Source organism: Allopontixanthobacter sp. (genome assembly GCF_034376665.1).
Lineage (GTDB): Bacteria > Pseudomonadota > Alphaproteobacteria > Sphingomonadales > Sphingomonadaceae > Allopontixanthobacter.
In genome coordinates, this window is record NZ_JAXMJI010000095.1 from 16,708 (window position 1) to 37,411 (window position 20,704).

Below are 20,704 nucleotides of genomic sequence, written 5' to 3' on the forward strand. Positions count from 1 at the left end.
CTTTCGGCGCCAGCCCCACTTCATCAAGACAATGTCGGGATTGAGGCCCTTTAGAGCGTCACGGAATTAAATGCAACAAGGCATAGTCGCACAGGTACGGCTTTTTGCCTTATTCGCTCAGCCCATGCTTCTTGATGCAGTGACGCAGCTGATCGTAAGTCAGGCCGAGCGCCTTCGCGGTCTGGCGCTGGTTCCAGCGATGCTTGCCCAGTGCGTGTTCGACAATCGTTCGTTCATGCGCCTCGACGGCGGCCTTCAGGTCCTCGATGGTATCGAGATTTTGCGGCACGTCCGAGTTGCCTGTGCCTTTCGGCGCATCGGTGTTCCGCTGCTGTTTGCGGGTCGCGGGTTCGAACGGTTTCCACGGGCTGTCGAACGGGTCGAACACCAGATGGCTGATAGGTTCCTGCCAATTGTCCCACCGGTAAACGCCGCGTTCCACCACATTGCGCAGTTCGCGCACGTTTCCCGGCCACGGATATTCTTCAAGTTGCGCGGCGACATGATGGGAAAAGCCGGGCCAGCTTTCCCATCCGATCTCCGCCGCCATCCGCCGTCCGAAATATTCCGCCAGCACCCCGATATCCCCTTCACGCACCCGCAGGGGCGGGAGAGTGATCACCTCGAAACTGAGCCGATCGAGCAAGTCGGCGCGAAAAGAGCCCTGCTCCGCCAGCTGCGGCAGATTTTCATTTGTCGCGGCGACAATCCGGACATCCACCCTGATCGGCCGGGACGATCCGATCCGGGTCACCTCGCCATATTCGACCGCCCGGAGCAGTCTTTCCTGCGCGCCCATCGACAATGTTCCCAGTTCGTCGAGAAATAACGTGCCCTTGTCGGCTTCTTCGAACCGGCCGGCGCGCGCTTTGGTAGCACCGGTAAAGGCACCGGCTTCGTGACCGAACAATTCGGCCTCGATCAGCGTTTCCGGGAGAGCGGCACAATTCATGGTCACCAGTGGTTCCCCCCAGCGCGGCGACAGGCGATGCAGGCGCTCGGCGATCAGCTCCTTGCCGGTTCCGCGCTCGCCCACCACCAGCACCGGGCGGCGCATCGGCGCGGCGCGGCTGGCTCTTTCGACCGCGTCGAGAAAGGCCCCAGACTGGCCAATAAACTGGTTATCGCGCTCCATACCCCAACCTATAGGAAATATTCCCGAATCTTGGCAAGACTTACCATCAGCCGTAGGAAATGCGAAAGCGAAAATAACTGAATTCTGCCGTTTCTGCGGTTTGGCACACTCCTTGCTGAGTAGTGAACAACGCAATTCGGGAGGATCCCTCAATGTACAACCGCAGCTTTTTCCAGACCAAAGTCGGACAGGCCGCATCCGCAAGCATTCTCGCCATGGTGGCCTTTGTGGCCATGAGCGGACAGATGCAGATGGCTCCATCCTTCGGGTCCGCACACGCGGCCACGATCAACTGCGATGTGGAACTTGCATGACCGACCAGTCTGACAAAAACCCCCTAGGGCCGGAGCGCGTCTCCCCCCCGGACAATTCTCCGGCCCGCCCTTCTTCGTCCAGAAGCGGTGAATCGCGCTTCGAAACCGAAGTCGAACGCCTCCGCCGCAGCCCGACACCGACCCAAAGCCACCCCAATCAGGGCAATGCCAGCCGGTCGGGCGATTTCAACTTTTCCGGAGTACCCTTGATGGGCATTTTCAGCCGTACACGCGATATCATTGCCGCCAATTTCAACGATATGCTCGACAAGGCGGATGACCCCGCGAAGATGATCCGCATGATCATCCTCGAAATGGAGGAAACCCTGGTCGAAGTGCGCGCCAGCGCGGCGCGGACGATCGCGGACCAGAAGGAAATGCATCGCCACACCGTGAAGCTGGACAAATTGCAGGCCGACTGGGGCGAGAAAGCCCAGCTCGCGTTGAGCAAGGACCGCGAGGATTTGGCCCGCGCAGCTCTGGTCGAAAAGAAGAAGGCCAGCGACATGGCGGAGCAGCTGAACGCCGAAATCGCCGTGCTGGACGATGCTCTGCGCGCTTACGAGCAGGACATCGGCAAGCTGCAGCACCGCCTGCGCGAAGCCCGTAGCCGCCAGACCGCGATCGCGGCCCGGCTGGAAAGTGCTGAAAACCGCGTCAAACTGCGCACCCTGCTCAGCACCGAGCGGGTCGACGAAGCGCTGTCGCGGTTCGACCAGCTGGAACGCCGGGTCGATTACGCCGAAGGCCGCGCCGACGCGATGAGCATCGCCGATGGCACCGGCAAGCCGTCCCTGTCCGACGAGATTGCCGCGCTGGAAGGCGCGGACAAGGTGGACGAAGAACTCGAAGCAATGAAGCGCGCCATGGGCAGCGCAGCGAAAAAGGACTGACCGATGGAAGACGCACTCCCCTTTATCATCGTGTTCCTCGGGCTGCCGTGGATCATCTTTCACTACATTACCAAATGGAAAACCGCGGCGACGATCACCGGCGACGACGAACAATTGCTCGACGAACTCTATCACCTGGCCAAGCGGCTGGATGACCGGATGGACACGGTCGAGCGCCTGGTCGCTTCCGACAATCCGGAATTCAACTCCGCCCGCCTGATCCACGACCGCGACATCGACAACCAGCCGCTGCGCGAGCTCGACCGGCTGCTCGCCGAGAAAAAGGGAACCCGCTCATGACCAGCGAACGCACCACACTCTACCGCGACAAGAAGAACGCGAAACTTATGGGCGTCTGTTCCGGGATCGCCGATTACACCGGGGTCAACGCCCTGTGGGTCCGGCTCGGAGCGCTGATGCTGACCTTTATAACCGGCGGCACCACCATCCCATTCTATTTCGTCGCCGGGCTGTTGCTCAACAAGAAGCCGCCGCATCTCTATGTGGACCAGGAAGAGCAGAAATACTGGCAGCGTGTGCGTCAGTCGCCGGCTCGTACAGCCCGCGAAGTTCGCGCCCGGTTCCGCGACATCGACCGCCGCCTGGCCGATGTGGAGACATATTACGTCACCAGCAACCCGCGCCTGTCGGCTGAAATCGACCGGCTGCGCTGAAATCCGGACTTAGGGAGGACTGAGACATGGGTGATTTGATTGGATTGGTGGCGGTTTCCGCTCCGTTCCTGATGGTGTTCGGCATCGTCTGGATCAGCAGCCAGAAGAAACTCGAAGAAAGGCGCATTGCCGCAACTGCCGAAAGCAGCGCCGAAAAGGCCGCGCAATATGCGGCGCATACGGCGGAACTGGAAAAGCGGGTGCAGGTTCTCGAACGCATCGTAACCGACCGCGGCTATGACATCGCCACCCAGATCGAAGCGCTGCGCGATACGCGTGCTGTCGAAGGCGAAGCCGGTGTGCCGCTCAAATCCAGAGACAGGGAAAACATCTGATGCCGTTCGAATTCACTTCAGAAGTAATCGCCATCGTCGGCGTGGCCGGCATGATCGGCTGGGTGCTCACCACATGGATCCGCGTCAAGAACGGTTATCCGCTCGACGGCGCCTGGGGACAGGCCGTCTATCCCAAATCCGACGCCGAGGCCCAGGAGCGGGTTGGCCGGCTGACCAGGGAGAATGCGCAGCTGCACGCCGAAATGGGATCCTTGAAGGACCGTCTTGCCGTAGTCGAACGGATCGTGACGGACGGCGGCTATGGCCTGACTGCGGAAATCGAAAGATTGCGCGATGACCGCGCGAACGGCGTCCCGCTGCGGCAGCGGCAGGCCGAGAGGAGCTAATAATGGGCGAACTGGTAGTAATCTTCAGCTTTATCCTGCTGATCGCGCTGATCGCGTTCGGAATGGGCGGTGCGATCCACAAACGGGATCTGGCGTTCAAGCAGCGCAAGCTGGAACTGGAAGCTGGCAAGGGATCCACTATCGGTTCCGAAGCAGCGCAGAAGATCGAGACGCTCGAACAGCGTGTGCGCGTGCTGGAACGCCTCGCCACGGACCGCGGGCAGGACCTGGCGCTGCAGATCGAGAACCTGCGTGGTTCCACTCCGCCTGAAATCGCGCCCGCTTATTCTATCCGGCACGAGGAAACCCGCGCATGAGCTGGGCCACCGCAATTGTCCTGATCGTGCTGATTTCGGCCATCGCGGGCGTCATGCGTTCGCGGAGCCGGATTGACCGAAGAGGTGGGCACGAAACGCCCGATCAGGTCACTTCGCCGGAACGCGAACGGGAATTGCAGCGCGAAGTCACCGAACTGCGCGAGAGGATCAAGGTGCTCGAACGCATTGCGACCGACACCAACAGCAGCGAAGCCCGCGAGACAAAGGCGATTGCCGAGCAGATCGAGCGCTTGCGCGAAAAGTAGACTGTATTCTCTATCGAAGGTCGCGAGGAGGACCGGGAGATGAATGATCAGATTATCTATGCTGCAACCGTGCTGTCCGGCCTTGGACTGGTCACCTTGGTTGCTCTGCGGGGCTGGCAGGGCTGGCTGGCGCTAAAGGAGCGCGAGCTGGACCGCATGACGGTCGGCCCCCGCGCCAACCTGCGCGAAGTGGAAGACCGCACCATCGATGGTGCTGCCGGTATCGGTATGGCCCGCATAGAGATCGCCGACCTGAAGGAACGCATCCGCCGGCTCGAAGCCATCGCAAGCGGGGTGGATTTGTAATCCTGCGTCGCTACATGCAGGCCATGCGAACCCTCGACGACATATCCGAAGAATACGAATTTCTCGAAGGCGATGAACGCTACCGCCTGCTGATCGAACTCGGGCGCGAGCTGGACCCGATGCCCGATGCTCTCAAAACCGACGCAACGCTGGTGCGCGGCTGTTCCGCCAGCGTCTGGGTCTATCCCACCGTCCAGAACGGCCGGCTGCATTTTCTGGCTGACAGCAATGCGGCGATCACCAAGGGTATCGTCGCCCTCGTGATCTCCGCCGTGCAGGACAAGCCCGCAAGCGAAGTCGCCGCAATGGACGTGACCGCCGCACTCGAACCGTTCGATCTCAGGAACCAGCTCAGTTCCAACCGCACACAGGGCGTTCCCAACATGATCGCGCTGGTGAAAGAGCACGCCGCACGCCTGGCGGCCGCGGCCTGAGGTGCGCCATCTGTATCTTGCCGGCGGACTGGTCGCGGTCGCATTGGGTGCAATCGGCGCGGTGCTGCCGATCATGCCCACCGTGCCGTTCCTGCTGCTCGGGGTTTACTGCTTTGCCCGGAGCAATCCGGAATGGGAACGCAAGATCCTCAATCATCCGCAATGGGGACCGCAAGTGCGCAACTGGACGGAGCGCAGGGCCATATCCCGCCGCGCGAAGATCATGGCGATCGGGGCAATGGCTACCGGCGCGGTGGTTACGTGGTACGCGCTGGGGGCGCCGTGGTATTATATCTCCATCGCAATCCTGGTGATCGGCGGTCTATGGATCGCCACCCGAAACGAGTGATACAGGAAGCTACGGAATGCTGCCGGGATTGCCACTACTCCGGAACAGGCCGCGCTTGCTGCCGTTGATGGGGCAACGCCAACGGAGAAGAGTATGAGCATCCTAATTCTAATCGCCAGTATCCTGCTGCCGCCCCTGGGCGTGGCGCTGAAACACGGCATCAGCCGGGATTTCTGGATCAATCTGATCCTCACCATCATCCTGTTCGTGCCCGGCGTGATCCACGCGGTCTACGTCAATTTTCTGAGATAGGGGCCAGCACAGCCGAATACGGCTCAGGCCCCGGCGCTTTCCCGCACCACGGCGATCCCCGCCTCGCGCTGGCGTTTGAGATCCGCTTTCAGCTTGGCCGGATCATGCGCAATCACGAAACCGAAGCTGACGCCGCCTTCCTTGCCGATAGTCGCATGGTGCAATTTATGCGCCTGCACCAACCGCTTGGCATAGCCGCGTTTGGGCGCCCAGCGGAAATAGCGCTGATGGACCAACCCGTCATGCACCAGAGTATAGATGATGCCATATCCGAGGATCCCCAGCCCGATCCATGTGGCAGGCCCCCACGCGGAGGCACCGGCGACCAGCGGACTCCCCAGGGCGAACATCGAAATGCTCATCGCCGCGCCGACGATGCCGTAGAGATCGTTTTTCTCAAACACCTTGTCATGCGGTTCATGGTGGTCGCGGTGCCACCCCCAACCCCAGCCATGCATGATGTATTTATGGCTCGCCCATGCGACCCATTCCATCGCCAGAAATGTGGCGATCACAATCAGCACGGGAATGGCGATATTCATGGCAGTGCCTGATATAAACTAATCGTCCCGGTGAAAAAAGAACTTCGCTATCTCTTCCCCGATCCGGGCAGGCCGCAATGTCTCGGCATCGATGCAGCACCAGCTGGAACTGATTTCGGCCAGCACCTCTTCGCCGCGCTCGATCACTGTGTGATAGAATGCCCGTGCGCCCTTGATGCTTTCCAGCACGGTGCGGGCAATGACCGTATCGTCCAGAAACGCCGGTTTTCTGTAGGTTATCTCATGCTTCAACGCCACCCAGGCACGGCTCGCAACCGCGTCGGCAGGGGCGATATCGCGCCAGTGGGACAAGACCGCGTCCTGCACCCAACCCAAATAGCGGGCGTTGTTCACATGCCCCATGAAATCGATGTCGGCAGGCAGGATGTTGATCCGGTGGGTATAGGGTTTGGCGGGCATGGACATCATGTAGGTGTTCAAACCTTTCCTTTCCATGACAAGGAATTTCCTGCGCGCGAGATTGCTTGCAACTGTTGCCCAATGGTCGCTAATTCCGGGCGATGGCCAACAAACCGCGCACCTTGTACGAGAAGATCTGGGATGCCCACGTGGTCGAAACACGCGATGACGGCACCAGTCTGATCTTCATCGACCGCCATCTGGTACACGAAGTCACCAGCCCTCAGGCATTCGAAGCGCTCCGGCTGGCTGGACGCAAGGTCCGCCGTCCCGAATTGACGCTGGCGGTGCCGGATCACAATCTGCCGACCACCGCGCGGCTGGATGGACAGGGCAAGCGCATCCCGATTGCCGACGCACAGAGCGCCGCGCAACTGGCCGCGCTGGAAGCCAATGCGCCCGCCTTCGGCATCCGCTATATCGACGCCAGCGCGGCCGAGCAGGGGATTGTCCATGTGGTCGGCCCCGAACAGGGGTTCTCCCTGCCCGGTTCGACTATCGTCTGCGGGGACTCCCATACCGCCGCGCATGGCGGGGTCGGCGCGCTCGCTTTCGGGATCGGCACCAGCGAGGTGGAGCACGTGCTCGCCACACAGACGCTGCAATTGAAGCGTTCGAAAACGCTGGAAGTGGTGGTCGACGGCGCGCTGGGAACCGGGATCACCCCCAAGGACCTGATCCTTCACATCATCGGCGAGATCGGCACCGCTGGCGGCACCGGCTACGTGATCGAATATCGCGGCAAAGTGTTCGAGGAGATGAGCATCGAAGGCCGGCTGACGGTGTGCAATATGTCGATCGAAGCCGGCGCCCGCGCAGGGCTCGTCGCGCCGGATGAAAAGACTTTCGCCTATCTCGCCGGCCGCCCGCTTGCGCCCAAAGGAGCTGATTGGGACGCCGCAGTGGCGTGGTGGCAAAGTCTGCCAAGCGATCCGGGCGCGGTATTCGACAAAAGCGTGCGGATCGACGCGGGCGATATCCAGCCGACGGTAACCTGGGGTACCAGCCCTGAAGACGTGGTGCCAATTGGCGGTGCGGTGCCGGACCCCGCGAGCTTTGCCGATCCCTCGAAACAGGCGGCAGCCGCCAAGAGCCTCGACTACATGGGCCTGAAACCCGGCCAGCTGCTGTCCGAAGTGCCGGTCGAGAATATCTTCATCGGCAGCTGCACCAACAGCCGGATCGAGGATTTGCGGTCCGCTGCAGAAATCTTGCGCGGAAGGCACAAGGCCGACAACGTCAAATGGGCGATCGTCGTGCCTGGCTCCGGTCTGGTCAAATTGCAGGCTGAGGAGGAAGGTCTCGACCGGATATTCACCGACGCCGGTTTCGAATGGCGCGAGCCGGGCTGTTCGGCCTGTCTGGGGATGAACCCGGACAAGGTTCCGCCGGGCGAACGCTGCGCCTCCACCAGCAACCGGAACTTCGTCGGCCGGCAGGGCCCGGGTGCGCGAACCCATCTGATGTCCCCCGCGATGGCGGCGGCAGCGGCGGTGGCAGGCCATCTGACCGACGTGCGCGAGCTAACAGCGTAGGACAAGCCGCATTGCCCAGTCTGGCGAACTTGTCGATTACGGGCTTGAAGTGCAGGTTTTCCGATCACATAGGTAGATTATGACCAAGAAGATCCCCTCCTCGCTCCCCGGTTCGCTGGGCGGAAAGGCCGCCATGGCCGGAGCCGCCATCGGCTCTGCCGCCATTGCCGCCGCCTTGCTGTACGCTTCCAGACGGCGTGAAAAGAAGGCAAACGAAAGCAGAGACCGTCCGGTGGATCCACCGGAGACCGATTGATGGAAGCTGTTGCGACGATTACCGGCCGGGCAATTCCCTTCGGCCGCAAGAATGTCGACACCGACGTGATCATTGCCGCGGAATGGCTGAAAACGACCAGCCGCGAAGGGCTGGGCCAGGGCGCCTTCGCCAGCATCCGTGCGGAACCCGGCAATGTGTTCGACGACCCCGCTTTTGCCGGGGCCCCGATCCTGATTGCGGGCGATAATTTCGGCTGCGGATCGAGCCGTGAACACGCCGCCTGGGCGCTGCTCGACATGGGCATAACCGCAGTAATCGCGCCCGGCTTTTCCGATATCTTCGCCAGCAACGCCTTCAAGAACGGTATCCTGACTGTGACCCTGCCGCAGGAACAGATCGACCGGCTTCTGGAAGTCGCGCAAACCGATCCGCTCACGCTGGACCTTGAAAACCAGATGGTGACTACCCCGTTCCAGGATCGCTTTGCCTTCGAAATTGATCCCTTCCGCAAGATGTGCCTGACCGAGGGGCTGGACGAGGTCGGTCTGACCCTGACCCGTGATGCCGCCATCGGGACCTATGAACAACGTCAAGCTGCCCAGATGCCCTGGCTGGCCAAAGGAATTGCTGCATGAAAGCCTTGTTGTCCAAAGCCGTTGGTGGCCCCGAAACGCTGGTCCTGGAAGATGTGCCCGATCCTGTCCCGGGCAAGGGCGAAGTTCTGGTCAAGGTTGCAGCCTGCGCGATCAACTATCCCGACGCGCTGATCATCCGCGATATGTATCAGGTCAAGCCGCCGCGGCCTTTCGCGCCGGGTAGCGAGATTTCCGGCACGATCGAAGCGCTGGGCGAGGGGGTCGAGGGCTGGGAAGTCGGCGATCGGATCCTGACCGGCACCGGCTTTGGCGGATTGCAGGAGAAACTGGTGCTGCCTGCCGACAAGCTTTTCCGGGTGCCGGACGGTGTATCGCTGCCCGAAGCCTCCGCCCTGTTGATGACTTACGGCACGACCATCCACGGGCTGAAGGACCGCGGGCAGATCAAGGCGGGCGACACCATGCTGGTACTTGGCGCAGCGGGCGGCGTGGGCCTGTCGGCAGTCGAACTGGGCAAGGCCTACGGCGCGCGCGTGATCGCGGCGGTGTCGAGCGAGGAGAAGGCCGAGGCCTGCCGCAAGGCCGGGGCGGACGATGTCGTCATCTATCCCCGCGCACCGTTCGACAAGGACACGTCCAAGCAGCTCGCCAACGCGTTCAAGGACGCTGTCGGGCCGAACGGCGCGGACATCGTCTATGACATCGTCGGGGGGGACTATTCCGAACCGGCCCTGCGCGCCATCGCCTGGGAGGGGCGCTTTCTGGTGGTCGGTTTCCCCGCCGGGATTGCCAAGATGCCGCTCAACCTCACCCTGCTGAAAAGCTGCGACATTCGCGGCGTGTTCTGGGGTGCGTTCACCGTGCGGGAACCGAAGAAGAATGCGGAGAACATCGCCGAACTGTTCCAGCTGTGGGAAGACGGCAAAATCTCGCCGCTGGTCAGCGAGACCTACCCGCTGGAACGTGCGGGCGAGGCAATTGCCAAGCTGGAAAGCCGCGGCGCGATCGGCAAGCTTGTCGTGACCATGTGACAACAGGCGGCGGTCCGGCTAATTTCCCCCGCCTGGGCACCGACGCTTGCGGCTGGACGCTTGTCGGCTTACGTCCTTCACGAATATTCAAATGGCCCAACCGGAGGCATCTATGACCAATTTCAAGGACCGTGAGCGCGGCGAGGAAGCGAAGTTCGCGCATGACGAGGAAAGCGCCTTCAAGATCGCGGCGCGCCGCAACCGGCTGCTCGGGCACTGGGCGGCGGAAAAGATGGGCCTGACCCCCGAAGAAACCGAAGCCTATGCCAAGGCCGTGGTGCAGGCCGATTTCGAAGAAGCGGGCGACGAAGACGTGATCCGCAAGCTGCTCGGCGATCTGACCAGCAGCGGGGTCGATATCGACGAAGCCGGAATCCGCACCGCGCTGGAAGAACGCGAAGTCGAAGCGCGGCGCCAGTTGATGAGCGAATCCTAACCCCATGCCCATGTCCGGTTCCGAAATCGAAGGCATGATCCTGGCCGCCCTGCCCGATGCGACCATCGAGATGACCGATCTGGCAGGTGACGGCGATCATTGGGCCGCCAAGGTCACCTCCGCCAGCTTCGCCGGGATGAGCCGCGTCCAGCAGCACAAGCTGGTCTATGGCGCGCTCCAGGGCAAGATGGGCGGCGTGCTCCACGCCTTGCAACTGACGACCGCGGTTCCCAACTAATCCCTTATCAGCGCCGCGCCGGCCCAACAGTCAGATCTAGGTACACGAACATGTCCGATACCAACGAACGCATTTCCGAAATCGTCAACGCCAACGATGTCGTCCTGTTCATGAAAGGCACACCGCTGTTCCCGCAATGCGGATTTTCCAGCAAGGCGATCGCCATCCTCGACCATTGCGGTGTCGCTTACGACAGCGTCGATGTGCTGCAGGACATGGAAGTCCGCCAGGGCATCAAGGCCTATTCCGACTGGCCGACCATTCCCCAGCTCTATGTCAAAGGCGAATTCGTCGGCGGCAGCGACATCATGATGGAAATGTTCGAAGCGGGTGAACTTCAGCAGCTGCTGGAAGAAAAGAAAGTCGCACCGGCCAGCTGAACCCGCAGAATTGATCGGCTTCGTTTCGAAGCGGCTTCGGGGAGGCGGGACCAGGAGACCAGGGTCCCGCCTCGATCGAAGATCATTTGGGGTACCGCTTAATATGCACGGTCCGTGCCAGTTTAATCGGACGGCTGTTTTCCTGCACTGTGATAGTTAAAATCAGCTTACCGCCCCCTGGATTGTAAAGTCCGCCGACACCTTCGCGGCAGGATTTTGCCGCTTGGCAAGTGCTGCCGATCCCGCCACACAGTCGGGCAATGTCCCAACCCGAAAATTCCGCCCGGCCCGACCGGATACCCGCTGCCACCGTCATCGTGTTCCGCAGCGCCGGCCCGGGCAAGCCGCCCGAATTGCTGATGGTCACGCGCTCGCGGAACATGGCCTTCGCCGGCGGTGCCGCGGTGTTCCCCGGCGGGCGGGTCGATCCGGCCGATTACGACCTCGCCGCCTCGCTCGCCTCCGCCCTGCCGGTGGAGGAAGCCGCCCACCGCGTCGCCGCGATCCGCGAGACGCTGGAGGAAACCGGCCTCGCCATCGGCATTTCCGGCCGCGTCGACGCCGCCATCGCCCGTGCCGCGCGCGCCCTGCTGCTGGAACACGGCACACTTGGCCCCGTGCTGGCGGCAATGGACTGGCAAATCGACCTCGATGCCGTGCTGCCGTTCGCCCGCTGGTTTCCCAAGAACGAACGGCTCCCCCGCCTGTTCGATACCAGGTTCTACCTCGCCGACCTCGGCACCGGCGCGGTCGATATCACCGTGGACGAGACGGAAAACACCCGCCTCTACTGGATAGCCGCACACGACGCGCTCGCAGCGGCGGAGCGCGGCGAGCTCAGCGTCATCTTCCCCACCCGCCGCAATCTGGAACGGCTGGCCCAATTCCCCGACTTCGCCGCCGCCGCCCAGGATTGCGCCCGCTTCCCGGTCCGGACCATCGTCCCGAGGATCGCCGAGGAGCACGGCCAGCGCTGGCTGTGCATCCCGGAAGACGCCGGATACCCCGTCACCCGCGAACCGCTGGGCGATGTCCTGCGGGGATGAAGGCAGTGACCAGGGTTACAAAGGTGACACATCCAACATTTGCTGTCCGCCGCCAGAAAGCCCGTATTCCTGCGGGTTTGAGGGGTGAAGGGTGACAGTTTCGCCCCGGGAGAAAATTAAAATCCTGTAACGCCGCCCTATGCGAAAACTTCCTGCACCGCTCCGCCGGGGCGACATGCGCGGCCAAGGCAAGCCACGCCTGCCGATCGCCCGATATTCACATGTCAAAGAGCCTGCAATTCGCGGGGCAGCGATAACAGGCCGCAGGGATGTAGGAAAATTCTTCAGATGGCGGAGGAGTGGGTGCAGTTTAGTATACTGTCCCCGGAATACACAGATGGCGGAGGAGTGGGTGCAGTTTAGTATACTGTCCCCGGAATACGTGACATATCGCTTACTCGAATTTTGTCCCGACCGATCCGCTTTAACGGAGGCAAACCTTAAACATGCTTCTTAGACCGGATTAAACTCGGCATCACCGCTGAAAGCAGAACTCGGGAACGCCCGACACGTAACTGATTTATTCAAAACTCGTTCCAAGAATGTAGTCAAGTCACATTCAAATTGCTCATAGTCGGGGCTGCGAGCCTCGTTGACCACTACGGTCCATTCGGGCGCATTGCCGCTTGTAAGCCAATGAATGACGTCTCCATTGTCGGTTATTGCGACCGGTAAAAGGCCGCCTAGAGTCGGATAAAGCTCGAATGGATTCTTCTCGTCAAAATCATCGTGCAATTCGCGAAGAGCCTCCAACTGCCTTTTCGATTGCTCCAACAGATTCAGTGCAGGCCTGCTAGAAAACGGATTCAAAACCGAGAGAAAGTGGTCGATCGTTCCGCTTCCGTAAGATCGGATGAACTCTTTAAAATCGTCCGGCAATTTCGATCCGATGGCATCTTCAACATCCAACCAAGATCCACCTGTTTCAACGGGATTCGCCGGTGGCGGCATGATTCTCGAAAGGGAGGCAAATGTCATATCGTTTAACGCCCAGGAGGATTGAGGATCGTGACATTGAGATCGAAGCCGCCCGATCCCCTTCCGCTAAGCGTTACACCACGAGGTACCAAATTTGAACCGTTGTAGATTGGCGTGGACGAATACCGTACAGTCTGCCCGCCTTCAACGGCACCTCGGACTTGGTTCTCAAACCCGCGCATGAACGGACTGTTGGCGGGATTCTGTTGCAACGTAACGAGGTTCTCAGCTAGGTCGCCGGAGCCACCGAGCTGGCGGCCCAGCAGATGCCCCCGAGCTTCGTTGAAGAGCGTTCCGTTCCCACTCCAGCCGGGCGGAATGAAAAATTCCGGGGACAGTATACTTAATTGCCATGCCCCGCCTCCATGCGCGGTTTCGTGCCTCGCCTGAAAGGCCTCAGATGTTGGCCGATGAATTCCGGTTACAGTTTACTTAATTCAAGGTCGTTGTGAGTGTTCTCTCGCAGGAAATTGCCCGACTTCGTTTGCTGTGCCTCGGGAATTTCCGTGTTATCCTTACCGGTATGCTGGTATCTAGCCGTCTTTTCAATTACGAATTAAGTAAACTGTCCCCGAAATCAAGTAAACTGTCCCCGAAATTCCCAATTATCATCACACGCATTGCCATTCTCCTTCCAGTGAAAAGTTAGTCTTGATCTGGAACTGCGAGCGGGAAAAGGTGGCGATACGGGCGTGCTTCATCGACGCAGCGTGCCACCGATGGCCGGGCGAGCAGGCGCGCGCGATAGGCTTTAAGCTCGGTCAATTCCTCGGGGATAGGGTGGACCCAGTTGGCGTAGAACAGCGACGGCGCCGCAGCACAGTCCGCGAGCGTAAAGGCTTCGCCCGCTGCCCAGGTCTGTCCGGCGAGATGCGCATTCAGCCACGGGTAGACGAGATCAAGCGCGGTTCGTGCACGATCAATTCGCCTGGGATCGGCTTCATCCGTCAAGTGGGGCAAGTGTTCGCTCACGATCGCCTGCACATTTGCCATGACATGATTGTCAAATATCCGGTCAAACATCCGTACCGTTCGGGCCGCACCGCGACCATCGGGGATCAGTGCAGGTGCGATATGCTCAACGATGATGCTTGCCTCGATGATTGGCTCGCCGTCATCGAGCAGCACCGGAAATTTCCCCATCGCCCACGCCGCTTTGAGCGCAGCAAAATTCTCGGGATACTCAGGTCCAAGCATGCGGAATTCAAACACTGTATCCGTTTCATAGAAGGCAATAAGGGCCTTCCAGGTATAGGATGAAAAGGGATGTCCGAATAACTCAAGCGCCATGGTCAGCCTCCTTTGACCGCCGCCTCTATCGCGGCTTCTGCCGGGCGGGCGGCCATTCGGATCGGCTTGGCGACTGCGCGGAACCGTTCCTTATATTGCGGGTGTTCAGTGCCCATCATCCGGTCCCACCAGGTAAAATAGAGCCCGTAATTGTAATTTCCCGCGCTGTGATGAAGGTCGTGGTGGGTCGTGGTGTTCCACCAACCGACCCATTTGTTGTCCACCCAGCCAGCGGGATATAATTCGACGCCGGCATGGCCGATCACATTGCGGAAGATCATGTGCCACAGGAATATGAACACCGAGAGGCCCATGTACTCGGCGCCAAGCGTGCTTGCTGCGAGCAGGAAAAGCGGAACGAATGCCGCTTCGGCAACGGCTTCCCAAGTGGAAAAACTGTATGCGGCCCATGGGGTGGGCGTGCGCGATTTGTGGTGATGCAGGTGCGTTGCACGAAACAGGCGCTTGTGGTGCAGGCCGCGGTGCATCCAGTAGAAATACGCGTCATGGGCGATTATCATCACGACGGTCTGGACCGCGAAAATTCCCCAGGAGAATGTCTCGGTGAATCGCACCAGACCGAATTCCTTCATCACCACAGTGCTGATTGTGGTTACACCGAAGACGAATACGGTGCGCAGCGAGGAGGAAAACTCCCGCACGTAGTCGCCTGTGACTGCTCGGCGCTGCTGGATCCGGCGATTGTTTGCCCACCCCTTTGCTGCCCACAGGCTGACCGAAATCAGGCCGGCAGCGATCAGATATCGGCCGAGATCGAAGGTGAACACATTGATGAAGTGCTGTCCTATTGAGTCGATTATTCTGATAAGAGTGCTGTCGGTCATCGGGTCTGCTCCATCACTGGTAATGCAGCGTGCATGAAGCATATCCGAAAATCATTCTCCGCAATGCTGAAAAAACCCGGGCAATTTCGAAAATAGCTGCAATTTTTCATTTTTGACCGATGGCGGAGCGGCGGAAATCGGTTGGAGTGGTGCCGGTTTCACTGCGAAATGCGCGGTTGAAGGTGGGGAGCGAATTATAGCCCAGATCCATCGCAATGCTTAGCACTGGCAAATCGACCTGGTCCCGGTCCGCCAATACTCTCTGCGCTTCGTCGACCCGGTGGCGATTGAGATAGGTGGCGAAATTACGCTCCCCCAACCGCTGGTTGATCAGCGAGCGGAGCCGGTGTTCGGGCGTCCCCAAATGATGGGCAAGGCCAGCAATTGTGAGGCCGGGAGTGCGATAGTAGCCTGCCGCCATCGCTGCCTCCAACCGGTCCTTCAGCACCAGCTCGCTGGGAGTCAGATCGGGCGCGGCGGCGGGCTGGCCGCGTTCCGTTTCCACTAACAATTCGGGATCGGTCTGCAGCAGTGTGATTCCGGCGAGCAGGATCAGCAGGAATATCAATGCGCCATTGGCAATCTGGACGATGGGATAGGTGACGGACGGCCCCATCAACAATTCGAAGATCAGCACCCCGCCCGCTTGCAGGCCCACCAGCACAGGCAGCCACAATCGGATCATCCGGCGCCGTTCTACCAGATCGTCGTCACGGCCTGTCCAGGCGGTGCGGAACAAATCGGCAATCAGGATCAGCGATGCAATGTGGACGCCGTAAAATCCGGCCCGCCAGAAATCTCCAGCCCAATGGGCAATTGCCCAGCACACCGTGTAAAACCCCGCAAACCCCGTTACGAACCGCATCGGCGGATCGCGCTCGATCAGGCGGCGAGCGAATAGCCAAGTCCAGAAGGGCGTGAGCAGCGAGAGATAATCGACCACCGGCCGGATCGGGCGCGCGATAAGGAAGCTGGTGGAAGATAGCGCGAGATACAGCGCGCCGCCCAGGATCATCCCGGCCAGTGGCAGCTTGAGTTCCCGCCGCACGCGTCCGGCGATCACCACCAACAGCAGCAACGCGCTGGCGCCGATTGCCATCAGCCGGATGACGGTTTCCAGATCGATCGGACCAGTTTCAGCCATATCGGTCCTCGTCATAACCGATCCCACGCACTCCGCCAGAAGTTTGCCGAGGCTGCGGAATTTCCGCTTTAGTCAGTTGCGCCCCGGAAATGCCATGGCGGGCGCTCACCGGCCGATTTTCAGACAGGGCCGACACGAAGCCGCATCCTCACGCTGCGGCCTTGCGCTGTTCGGGGCGGCTTGCGGGTATGCGCGGGGCGCTTGTCGAGGAGCTCTGGACTGACGATGGTGAGGAGTTAAGTAAACTGTCTCCAGAATTCCACATTGGTGCGCGCGAGCAGCACGACCTTATTACTGCTCGATTCAAGGTTGAAGTTGATAGAGGCGAGCAGTGCTCTCGCGTTTTCAGCTGCAGGACTGTTTGCAATCTCGCTCACAAAAATATGCTGCGTCTCAACGCCCAATATCCGGTTGCGGGGATCTTCAGTCATGCCGCGCCTCCTGCGATACGGCATTCTTGCAGGCGGAAGATGTCCTTCATTCCGATGTCGATTATGGCTTGCGCCAGCGGGTCACTCATGAAGATTTTGTTGTAGATAGCAGGCTCACACCAAATATCGGTTCCCTCCAAAGCGGCTAGAGAAAGAACAACATCGCCATCCTCAGACCAACTGTTAACCTCCCATTTCTGAAAACCTGTCCGATGATGAATCGAGAATTTGGTTACATTCCGGCTTTGCTCCGGCAGGATAGTGTTCTTCTGTGCTCCAAAATTGAGTAGGGAAAACTCGCCAGGATAGGGCGTTTCCAGATCGGCCTTGTAGATCGTGAATGGAATGAGTCCGCCATCACCAAGGTCGAAGTGCGAAAAGACTTCAGCGAGTTTGCCGCGAACTACGAGAAAACCGCCAGCGTAGAATATATCCCCAAGAAGTTTGAAGCGCTTCTCATTCCACACTGCGGCCGCTTCCGGCAGTTCCTCGCGTTGAAGTGCGAATCCCTGTCCAGCGCGCCGCATGTTCGCGTGAACATCATCTGGCGCAAGCGGGATGATGAATTCCGCAGGCTGCCAGTCATAACCATAATATTTAGTTCGAACCCCCGGCTTGTCGCCCAGTGCATGGTTGCTTTTGACGCTACTCATCCAAACCTTGCCGCTCATGCTGCAACACTCCTGTTGAACTTGTTCATTCTGTTGTCATTCGCCGCCCAAAGCTCGGCATAGCCTGACAGTCCTGACCCGCCGAACAGGTCCCTGAACAGATCGGCGCCATTGTCCCAATAGATCGCCCCGACTCCGCGCAGCGCCCTCATACCCTCACTCCCCCTTCACCCGCATCTTTTCCAGCACCTCGGGATCGACGCTGCGCGCCACGATCGGGTGGGGAATTAGTATGCTTAACTCTCATTACACTCGCCTTGTTTGGCTTCGAGCCACGCATTGCGAGGCGTAGTGTTCTCAACCCGCACCCTCAAGCTGCGGCTTTGCGCTGTTCGGGGCGGCTTGCGGATATGCGCGGGGCGGGGATCTTGCTGGCGAACCACACCTGCCGCCGCCCGTTGTCCTTGGCCTGATAGAGCGCCTCGTCCGCGGTGGCGAAGGCGTCTCCCAGATCGACCCTGCCACCTCGCGGCAGGATCGCCACCCCGATGCTGCAACTGATCTCGTGCACCTCCCCGCCCGGGCCCGCCTCGGCCCAGCGCAGCTTTTCGTGGCATAGCCGTTCGGCAAAGTCGCGGATGCGCGCCTCGCCCTCAAAGCGCGCGAGCAGCACGAATTCCTCCCCGCCGAAGCGTGCGACAAGGTCCTCGGCCCGGCAGGCATCGCGCAGCCTGCCCGCGAATTGCTGAAGTATCTCGTCGCCATGCGCATGGCCGAAACTGTCGTTGACCTGCTTGAAATGATCGATGTCGAGGATCATCAGCGCGTGCACGCCCTGCCTGCGGTCTGCCCTGGCGAAGATGCTGTCAAACCGGGTGATGAAAGCACGGCGGTTAGGGATGCCGGTCAATTCGTCGGTCTCCGCCAGATGCATCACCTGGTCGCGTTCCTGCTCGATCCTGTCACGCTCGCGGCGCAGCGATAGAGCGCACAGCGCCACCACGACGCTGGTGGTGAACGCCTCGATCAGCACCGCGATATAAAAGCCGAGATCGACGATCGGCAGATCGGCAATCACGCCGTTGGCGCGCAGCACCCGGCTGACCGCGACCAGCCCCACACCCGCCAGCCCCAGCAGTTGCAGCATCGCCATCCGGTCGCCCTTGATCGCGTTGCGCACCAGCACGGAAATGGCAGTGAGCACCATCGCACCGAAGGCGGTGTGGATGATCTGCGCGCCCACAAACGGTAGCCACGGCGATGCCAGTATGATTGTGAAAGTAACCGCGCAGCAACCGAAGCCGGCAATATGGAGCGCGCGCAGCCATGCCGCCCCCATCAGCTCGCGGCTGCACAGTCTTCCGATCAGCAGGCAGGCCGACATGGCCACCCAGCCGAGCGCAAGATAGACAGTGATCGAGCGCTGCACCATCGTCGCCTGCGGAAACAGATCGAAGATGATCCCCGACCAGGCGATGTGATTGGCGATCAGCCCCGTCACCATCATCGTGTGGAACAGGATGAACCTTTCGCGCAGCGCGAGGAAGAACACACCGTTGAGCAGCAGCGGGGCGAACAGCAGGCCCATCACCAGCGCGCTGGTTATGCGGCCACTGTGGTGGAGCGCGATGTCGTGCGCCCGCTCGGCCAGCTCGATGTCGTACCAATTGGTCGGATCGAAGGGGTTGTCCACCTTGATCAGGATGGTTTCAGGGCGAACTCCGGCCTCGTCCATATAGGGCAGCGAGACGGCATAGGGCGCCCGCCACCGCGCGGTCTGGTCGGCCAGCGAATGATCGGTGGTAATCAGCCGCCCGTCGGCAAATTGCCGGGTCAGCGTGAAGGCACCGTGGCGCGAAGTGCGCACGCGCAGCACCGGATCGCCCAGCCCTTCATCCGCCTCGCCGATATCGGCCAGCAGCCACAGCGTATAGGTGGCCTTCGCCATCTTGTCGGGGCCGCAATCGAACTGCGCGCGGCGTTGCAGGATTTGCGCAGGGGATACCTCGTCCGCGCCCGCGAGGGTGCATAATTGCGGGCCGAGAATTCGCAGCTTGGGGGCGTTGGCGGCGTTGGTGGCGTGGGCAGGTGCCATGCCGATAACGGCAAGCACGAGCCACAGGCCGACCCATCTAACGATCCCCAACAAACGCGCGCCCCCTTGAACCAAGGGAGGGATACCTAGAGAGCGTTAAGAAACCTTATTAATTCAAGGGTCGGTTAATTCTCGGGACATGAATTCTCGGAATTCCGGGAAGAATTTCGGAGACAGCATAGTAAATCGATGCGCGTGAGGTGCACCAGGGCAAGTCGCGAGGCTGAGGTGAGTTCAATTAAGTACACTGTCTCCAGAATTCTGGAGACATTGCCCGGCCCTCTCTGAGTTCTTTGTCAATAATGCATCAGAAGCGGAACGACAGGCCCGCGTGAAAAGCGCCGTTCTTGAGGCTGACGCCACTTCCTAAGCCGGCATCCCCGTAGTCCGAAATTACATATTCGGCCCGAAGAGATGTTTTTGGGCCAATCATTGTATCTAGACCCGCGCCGTACTGAATTGCATCTTCATTCGAGCTGTCAGTAAAGACATCTACTGAATCATCGATCGTTCCTTTGAAGCGAGTGTTGACCCAGCCCAGTCGAGCATAAACAGCAGAGCTGTTAGAAACCTTCACCCCAGCGCGGGCCGCAACGCCATAGGATTCACGCGCCTGAATCTTTGCACTGTAGGTATCAACTCCATCGCTCAGCGAAGCGGAAATGGAGGCTCCACTGTAACCGCCGAATGCCTCTAAAGCGCCGAATCCACCGTTAAAGGGCACTTGATAACCAGCGTAGATTTTACCTGTCGCGCCGTTGCCGCTTAACCCGTCGAAACTTGCTGTCGTACCGGCTAAGCTTGGATCAAAAATGCCTAGATCGCCCTCGGCGTTCAATTCATAGTTATCAACTCCACCCTCGACCCCGACATACAAAACGGCATCACTTTGCGCATGTCCAATTGAAGGTAATAGCAGCGCAATCGGCGCCAGGATTACAGCATTTTTCATGAATTTCCCCCCCATCTATTGAGCTCCATACTCTTGAAGCCCAGATGGAGAAAATATGCCTAGGAATTTCGCTGTAAACTAAGTTTCTGACCTTTAAGGCTATTCTCTGTGAGGTGTGTCAATTGAGTCACGCTGATACTGAACTCCAGGGACAGTATACTTAATCGCCCTTCCCCGCCTCCTTGCGCGGTTTCGGGCCTCGCTGACAGGCCTGTCGCCGGAATTGGGGTGTTGAGGAGTTGGCTCTCATCTTCGTTCCCTCGTCACTACGGCGAGAGCCAACTCCTCCTTCAAT

Annotated in this window: 32 protein-coding genes; 20 read left to right on the forward strand and 12 right to left on the reverse strand. The window is 59.8% G+C overall.

Annotated features, from left to right (window positions below):
- Positions 1 to 109 precede the first annotated feature (109 nt).
- Complete coding sequence (gene pspF, locus U0988_RS10295) at positions 110 to 1,135, reverse strand: phage shock protein operon transcriptional activator (protein ID WP_322292534.1); 1,026 nt, start codon at positions 1,133 to 1,135, stop codon at positions 110 to 112.
- A 122-nt stretch (positions 1,136 to 1,257) separates the two neighbouring features.
- Here pspF and U0988_RS10300 point away from each other — a divergent pair, with 122 nt between their 5' ends.
- From U0988_RS10300 to U0988_RS10355, 12 genes are all read left to right on the forward strand, one after another.
- Positions 1,258 to 1,449: a hypothetical protein gene (locus tag U0988_RS10300; protein WP_322292535.1), complete on the forward strand. Its 192-nt coding sequence runs from the start codon at positions 1,258 to 1,260 to the stop codon at positions 1,447 to 1,449.
- A complete protein-coding gene (pspA, locus tag U0988_RS10305) occupies positions 1,446 to 2,342 on the forward strand; it encodes a phage shock protein PspA (protein ID WP_322292536.1) in 897 nt (298 codons plus the stop codon). The genes U0988_RS10300 and pspA overlap by 4 nt, the downstream gene beginning before the upstream one ends.
- Before the next feature lie 3 nt (positions 2,343 to 2,345).
- Positions 2,346 to 2,642 (forward strand): envelope stress response membrane protein PspB, encoded by a 297-nt coding sequence (pspB, locus tag U0988_RS10310; protein ID WP_322292537.1) that lies wholly within the window; start codon positions 2,346 to 2,348, stop codon positions 2,640 to 2,642.
- On the forward strand, positions 2,639 to 3,016 hold the full coding sequence (pspC, locus tag U0988_RS10315; RefSeq protein ID WP_322292538.1) for an envelope stress response membrane protein PspC: 378 nt from the start codon (positions 2,639 to 2,641) through the stop codon (positions 3,014 to 3,016). The genes pspB and pspC overlap by 4 nt, the downstream gene beginning before the upstream one ends.
- A 26-nt stretch (positions 3,017 to 3,042) precedes the next feature.
- Positions 3,043 to 3,351: a hypothetical protein gene (locus U0988_RS10320; protein ID WP_322292539.1), complete on the forward strand. Its 309-nt coding sequence runs from the start codon at positions 3,043 to 3,045 to the stop codon at positions 3,349 to 3,351.
- Positions 3,351 to 3,698: a hypothetical protein gene (locus tag U0988_RS10325; protein ID WP_322292540.1), complete on the forward strand. Its 348-nt coding sequence runs from the start codon at positions 3,351 to 3,353 to the stop codon at positions 3,696 to 3,698. Before U0988_RS10320 ends, U0988_RS10325 begins: the two co-directional genes overlap by 1 nt.
- Positions 3,699 to 3,700: 2 nt before the next feature.
- Positions 3,701 to 4,015 carry a hypothetical protein gene (locus U0988_RS10330; protein WP_322292541.1) on the forward strand — a complete coding sequence of 105 codons (315 nt, stop codon included), beginning with the start codon at positions 3,701 to 3,703 and terminating at the stop codon, positions 4,013 to 4,015.
- Positions 4,012 to 4,281: a hypothetical protein gene (locus U0988_RS10335; protein WP_322292542.1), complete on the forward strand. Its 270-nt coding sequence runs from the start codon at positions 4,012 to 4,014 to the stop codon at positions 4,279 to 4,281. The genes U0988_RS10330 and U0988_RS10335 overlap by 4 nt, the downstream gene beginning before the upstream one ends.
- A 39-nt stretch (positions 4,282 to 4,320) precedes the next feature.
- Complete coding sequence (locus U0988_RS10340) at positions 4,321 to 4,587, forward strand: hypothetical protein (RefSeq protein ID WP_322292543.1); 267 nt, start codon at positions 4,321 to 4,323, stop codon at positions 4,585 to 4,587.
- Positions 4,588 to 4,610: 23 nt separating this feature from the next.
- Positions 4,611 to 5,021 carry a SufE family protein gene (locus U0988_RS10345; protein ID WP_322292544.1) on the forward strand — a complete coding sequence of 137 codons (411 nt, stop codon included), beginning with the start codon at positions 4,611 to 4,613 and terminating at the stop codon, positions 5,019 to 5,021.
- A 1-nt stretch (position 5,022) separates the two neighbouring features.
- A complete protein-coding gene (locus U0988_RS10350; protein WP_322292545.1) occupies positions 5,023 to 5,370 on the forward strand; it encodes a YbaN family protein in 348 nt (115 codons plus the stop codon).
- Positions 5,371 to 5,463: 93 nt separating this feature from the next.
- Positions 5,464 to 5,622 carry a YqaE/Pmp3 family membrane protein gene (locus U0988_RS10355; RefSeq protein ID WP_160754671.1) on the forward strand — a complete coding sequence of 53 codons (159 nt, stop codon included), beginning with the start codon at positions 5,464 to 5,466 and terminating at the stop codon, positions 5,620 to 5,622.
- A 23-nt stretch (positions 5,623 to 5,645) separates the two neighbouring features.
- Here the strand turns inward: U0988_RS10355 and U0988_RS10360 are convergent, their stop codons facing one another.
- Positions 5,646 to 6,164 (reverse strand): sterol desaturase family protein, encoded by a 519-nt coding sequence (locus U0988_RS10360; RefSeq protein ID WP_322292546.1) that lies wholly within the window; start codon positions 6,162 to 6,164, stop codon positions 5,646 to 5,648.
- 18 nt (positions 6,165 to 6,182) lie between these two features.
- Positions 6,183 to 6,584, reverse strand: coding sequence for an acyl-CoA thioesterase (locus U0988_RS10365; RefSeq protein ID WP_416172387.1), 402 nt, complete (start codon positions 6,582 to 6,584; stop codon positions 6,183 to 6,185).
- Positions 6,585 to 6,685: 101 nt separating this feature from the next.
- Between U0988_RS10365 and leuC the strand changes: the two genes are divergently transcribed.
- The 8 genes from leuC to U0988_RS10405 all read left to right on the forward strand — a co-directional run bounded on the left by leuC (position 6,686) and on the right by U0988_RS10405 (position 12,063).
- Positions 6,686 to 8,119: a 3-isopropylmalate dehydratase large subunit gene (gene leuC / locus U0988_RS10370; protein WP_322292547.1), complete on the forward strand. Its 1,434-nt coding sequence runs from the start codon at positions 6,686 to 6,688 to the stop codon at positions 8,117 to 8,119.
- A 79-nt stretch (positions 8,120 to 8,198) separates the two neighbouring features.
- Positions 8,199 to 8,375, forward strand: a complete 177-nt coding sequence (locus tag U0988_RS10375; protein WP_322292548.1) for an isopropylmalate isomerase — start codon at positions 8,199 to 8,201, stop codon at positions 8,373 to 8,375.
- Positions 8,375 to 8,971 (forward strand): 3-isopropylmalate dehydratase small subunit, encoded by a 597-nt coding sequence (gene leuD / locus U0988_RS10380; protein WP_322292549.1) that lies wholly within the window; start codon positions 8,375 to 8,377, stop codon positions 8,969 to 8,971. The genes U0988_RS10375 and leuD overlap by 1 nt, the downstream gene beginning before the upstream one ends.
- Positions 8,968 to 9,963: an NADPH:quinone oxidoreductase family protein gene (locus U0988_RS10385; RefSeq protein ID WP_322292550.1), complete on the forward strand. Its 996-nt coding sequence runs from the start codon at positions 8,968 to 8,970 to the stop codon at positions 9,961 to 9,963. Before leuD ends, U0988_RS10385 begins: the two co-directional genes overlap by 4 nt.
- 112 nt (positions 9,964 to 10,075) lie before the next feature.
- Entirely contained in the window at positions 10,076 to 10,399 is a 324-nt protein-coding gene (locus tag U0988_RS10390) for a DUF1476 domain-containing protein (protein ID WP_322292551.1), read from the forward strand.
- A gap of 4 nt (positions 10,400 to 10,403) precedes the next feature.
- A complete protein-coding gene (locus U0988_RS10395) occupies positions 10,404 to 10,637 on the forward strand; it encodes a BolA family transcriptional regulator (RefSeq protein WP_322292552.1) in 234 nt (77 codons plus the stop codon).
- Between the two features lie 50 nt (positions 10,638 to 10,687).
- On the forward strand, positions 10,688 to 11,017 hold the full coding sequence (grxD, locus tag U0988_RS10400) for a Grx4 family monothiol glutaredoxin (protein WP_322292553.1): 330 nt from the start codon (positions 10,688 to 10,690) through the stop codon (positions 11,015 to 11,017).
- 260 nt (positions 11,018 to 11,277) lie between these two features.
- Entirely contained in the window at positions 11,278 to 12,063 is a 786-nt protein-coding gene (locus U0988_RS10405; protein WP_322292554.1) for an NUDIX hydrolase, read from the forward strand.
- 453 nt (positions 12,064 to 12,516) lie between these two features.
- Here U0988_RS10405 and U0988_RS10410 read toward each other — a convergent pair whose 3' ends face one another.
- From U0988_RS10410 to U0988_RS10445, 9 genes are all read right to left on the reverse strand, one after another.
- Complete coding sequence (locus tag U0988_RS10410) at positions 12,517 to 13,041, reverse strand: SMI1/KNR4 family protein (protein ID WP_322292555.1); 525 nt, start codon at positions 13,039 to 13,041, stop codon at positions 12,517 to 12,519.
- A gap of 5 nt (positions 13,042 to 13,046) precedes the next feature.
- Positions 13,047 to 13,457, reverse strand: a complete 411-nt coding sequence (locus U0988_RS13835) for a DNA/RNA non-specific endonuclease (RefSeq protein WP_416172388.1) — start codon at positions 13,455 to 13,457, stop codon at positions 13,047 to 13,049.
- A 229-nt stretch (positions 13,458 to 13,686) separates the two neighbouring features.
- Complete coding sequence (locus U0988_RS10415) at positions 13,687 to 14,331, reverse strand: glutathione S-transferase family protein (RefSeq protein WP_322292556.1); 645 nt, start codon at positions 14,329 to 14,331, stop codon at positions 13,687 to 13,689.
- Positions 14,332 to 14,333: 2 nt separating this feature from the next.
- Positions 14,334 to 15,176: a sterol desaturase family protein gene (locus tag U0988_RS10420; RefSeq protein ID WP_322292557.1), complete on the reverse strand. Its 843-nt coding sequence runs from the start codon at positions 15,174 to 15,176 to the stop codon at positions 14,334 to 14,336.
- A gap of 106 nt (positions 15,177 to 15,282) precedes the next feature.
- A complete protein-coding gene (locus U0988_RS10425) occupies positions 15,283 to 16,320 on the reverse strand; it encodes a helix-turn-helix domain-containing protein (protein ID WP_322292558.1) in 1,038 nt (345 codons plus the stop codon).
- A 236-nt stretch (positions 16,321 to 16,556) separates the two neighbouring features.
- Positions 16,557 to 16,751 (reverse strand): hypothetical protein, encoded by a 195-nt coding sequence (locus U0988_RS10430; protein WP_322292559.1) that lies wholly within the window; start codon positions 16,749 to 16,751, stop codon positions 16,557 to 16,559.
- Positions 16,748 to 17,422 carry a hypothetical protein gene (locus U0988_RS10435; protein ID WP_322292560.1) on the reverse strand — a complete coding sequence of 225 codons (675 nt, stop codon included), beginning with the start codon at positions 17,420 to 17,422 and terminating at the stop codon, positions 16,748 to 16,750. The genes U0988_RS10430 and U0988_RS10435 overlap by 4 nt, the downstream gene beginning before the upstream one ends.
- Positions 17,423 to 17,732: 310 nt before the next feature.
- The gene (locus U0988_RS10440) at positions 17,733 to 19,457 is read right to left on the reverse strand and encodes a diguanylate cyclase (RefSeq protein WP_322292561.1); all 1,725 of its coding nucleotides are present in this window, start codon (positions 19,455 to 19,457) and stop codon (positions 17,733 to 17,735) included.
- 307 nt (positions 19,458 to 19,764) lie between these two features.
- Complete coding sequence (locus tag U0988_RS10445) at positions 19,765 to 20,409, reverse strand: outer membrane protein (RefSeq protein ID WP_322292562.1); 645 nt, start codon at positions 20,407 to 20,409, stop codon at positions 19,765 to 19,767.
- Between the last annotated feature and the right edge of the window lie 295 nt (positions 20,410 to 20,704).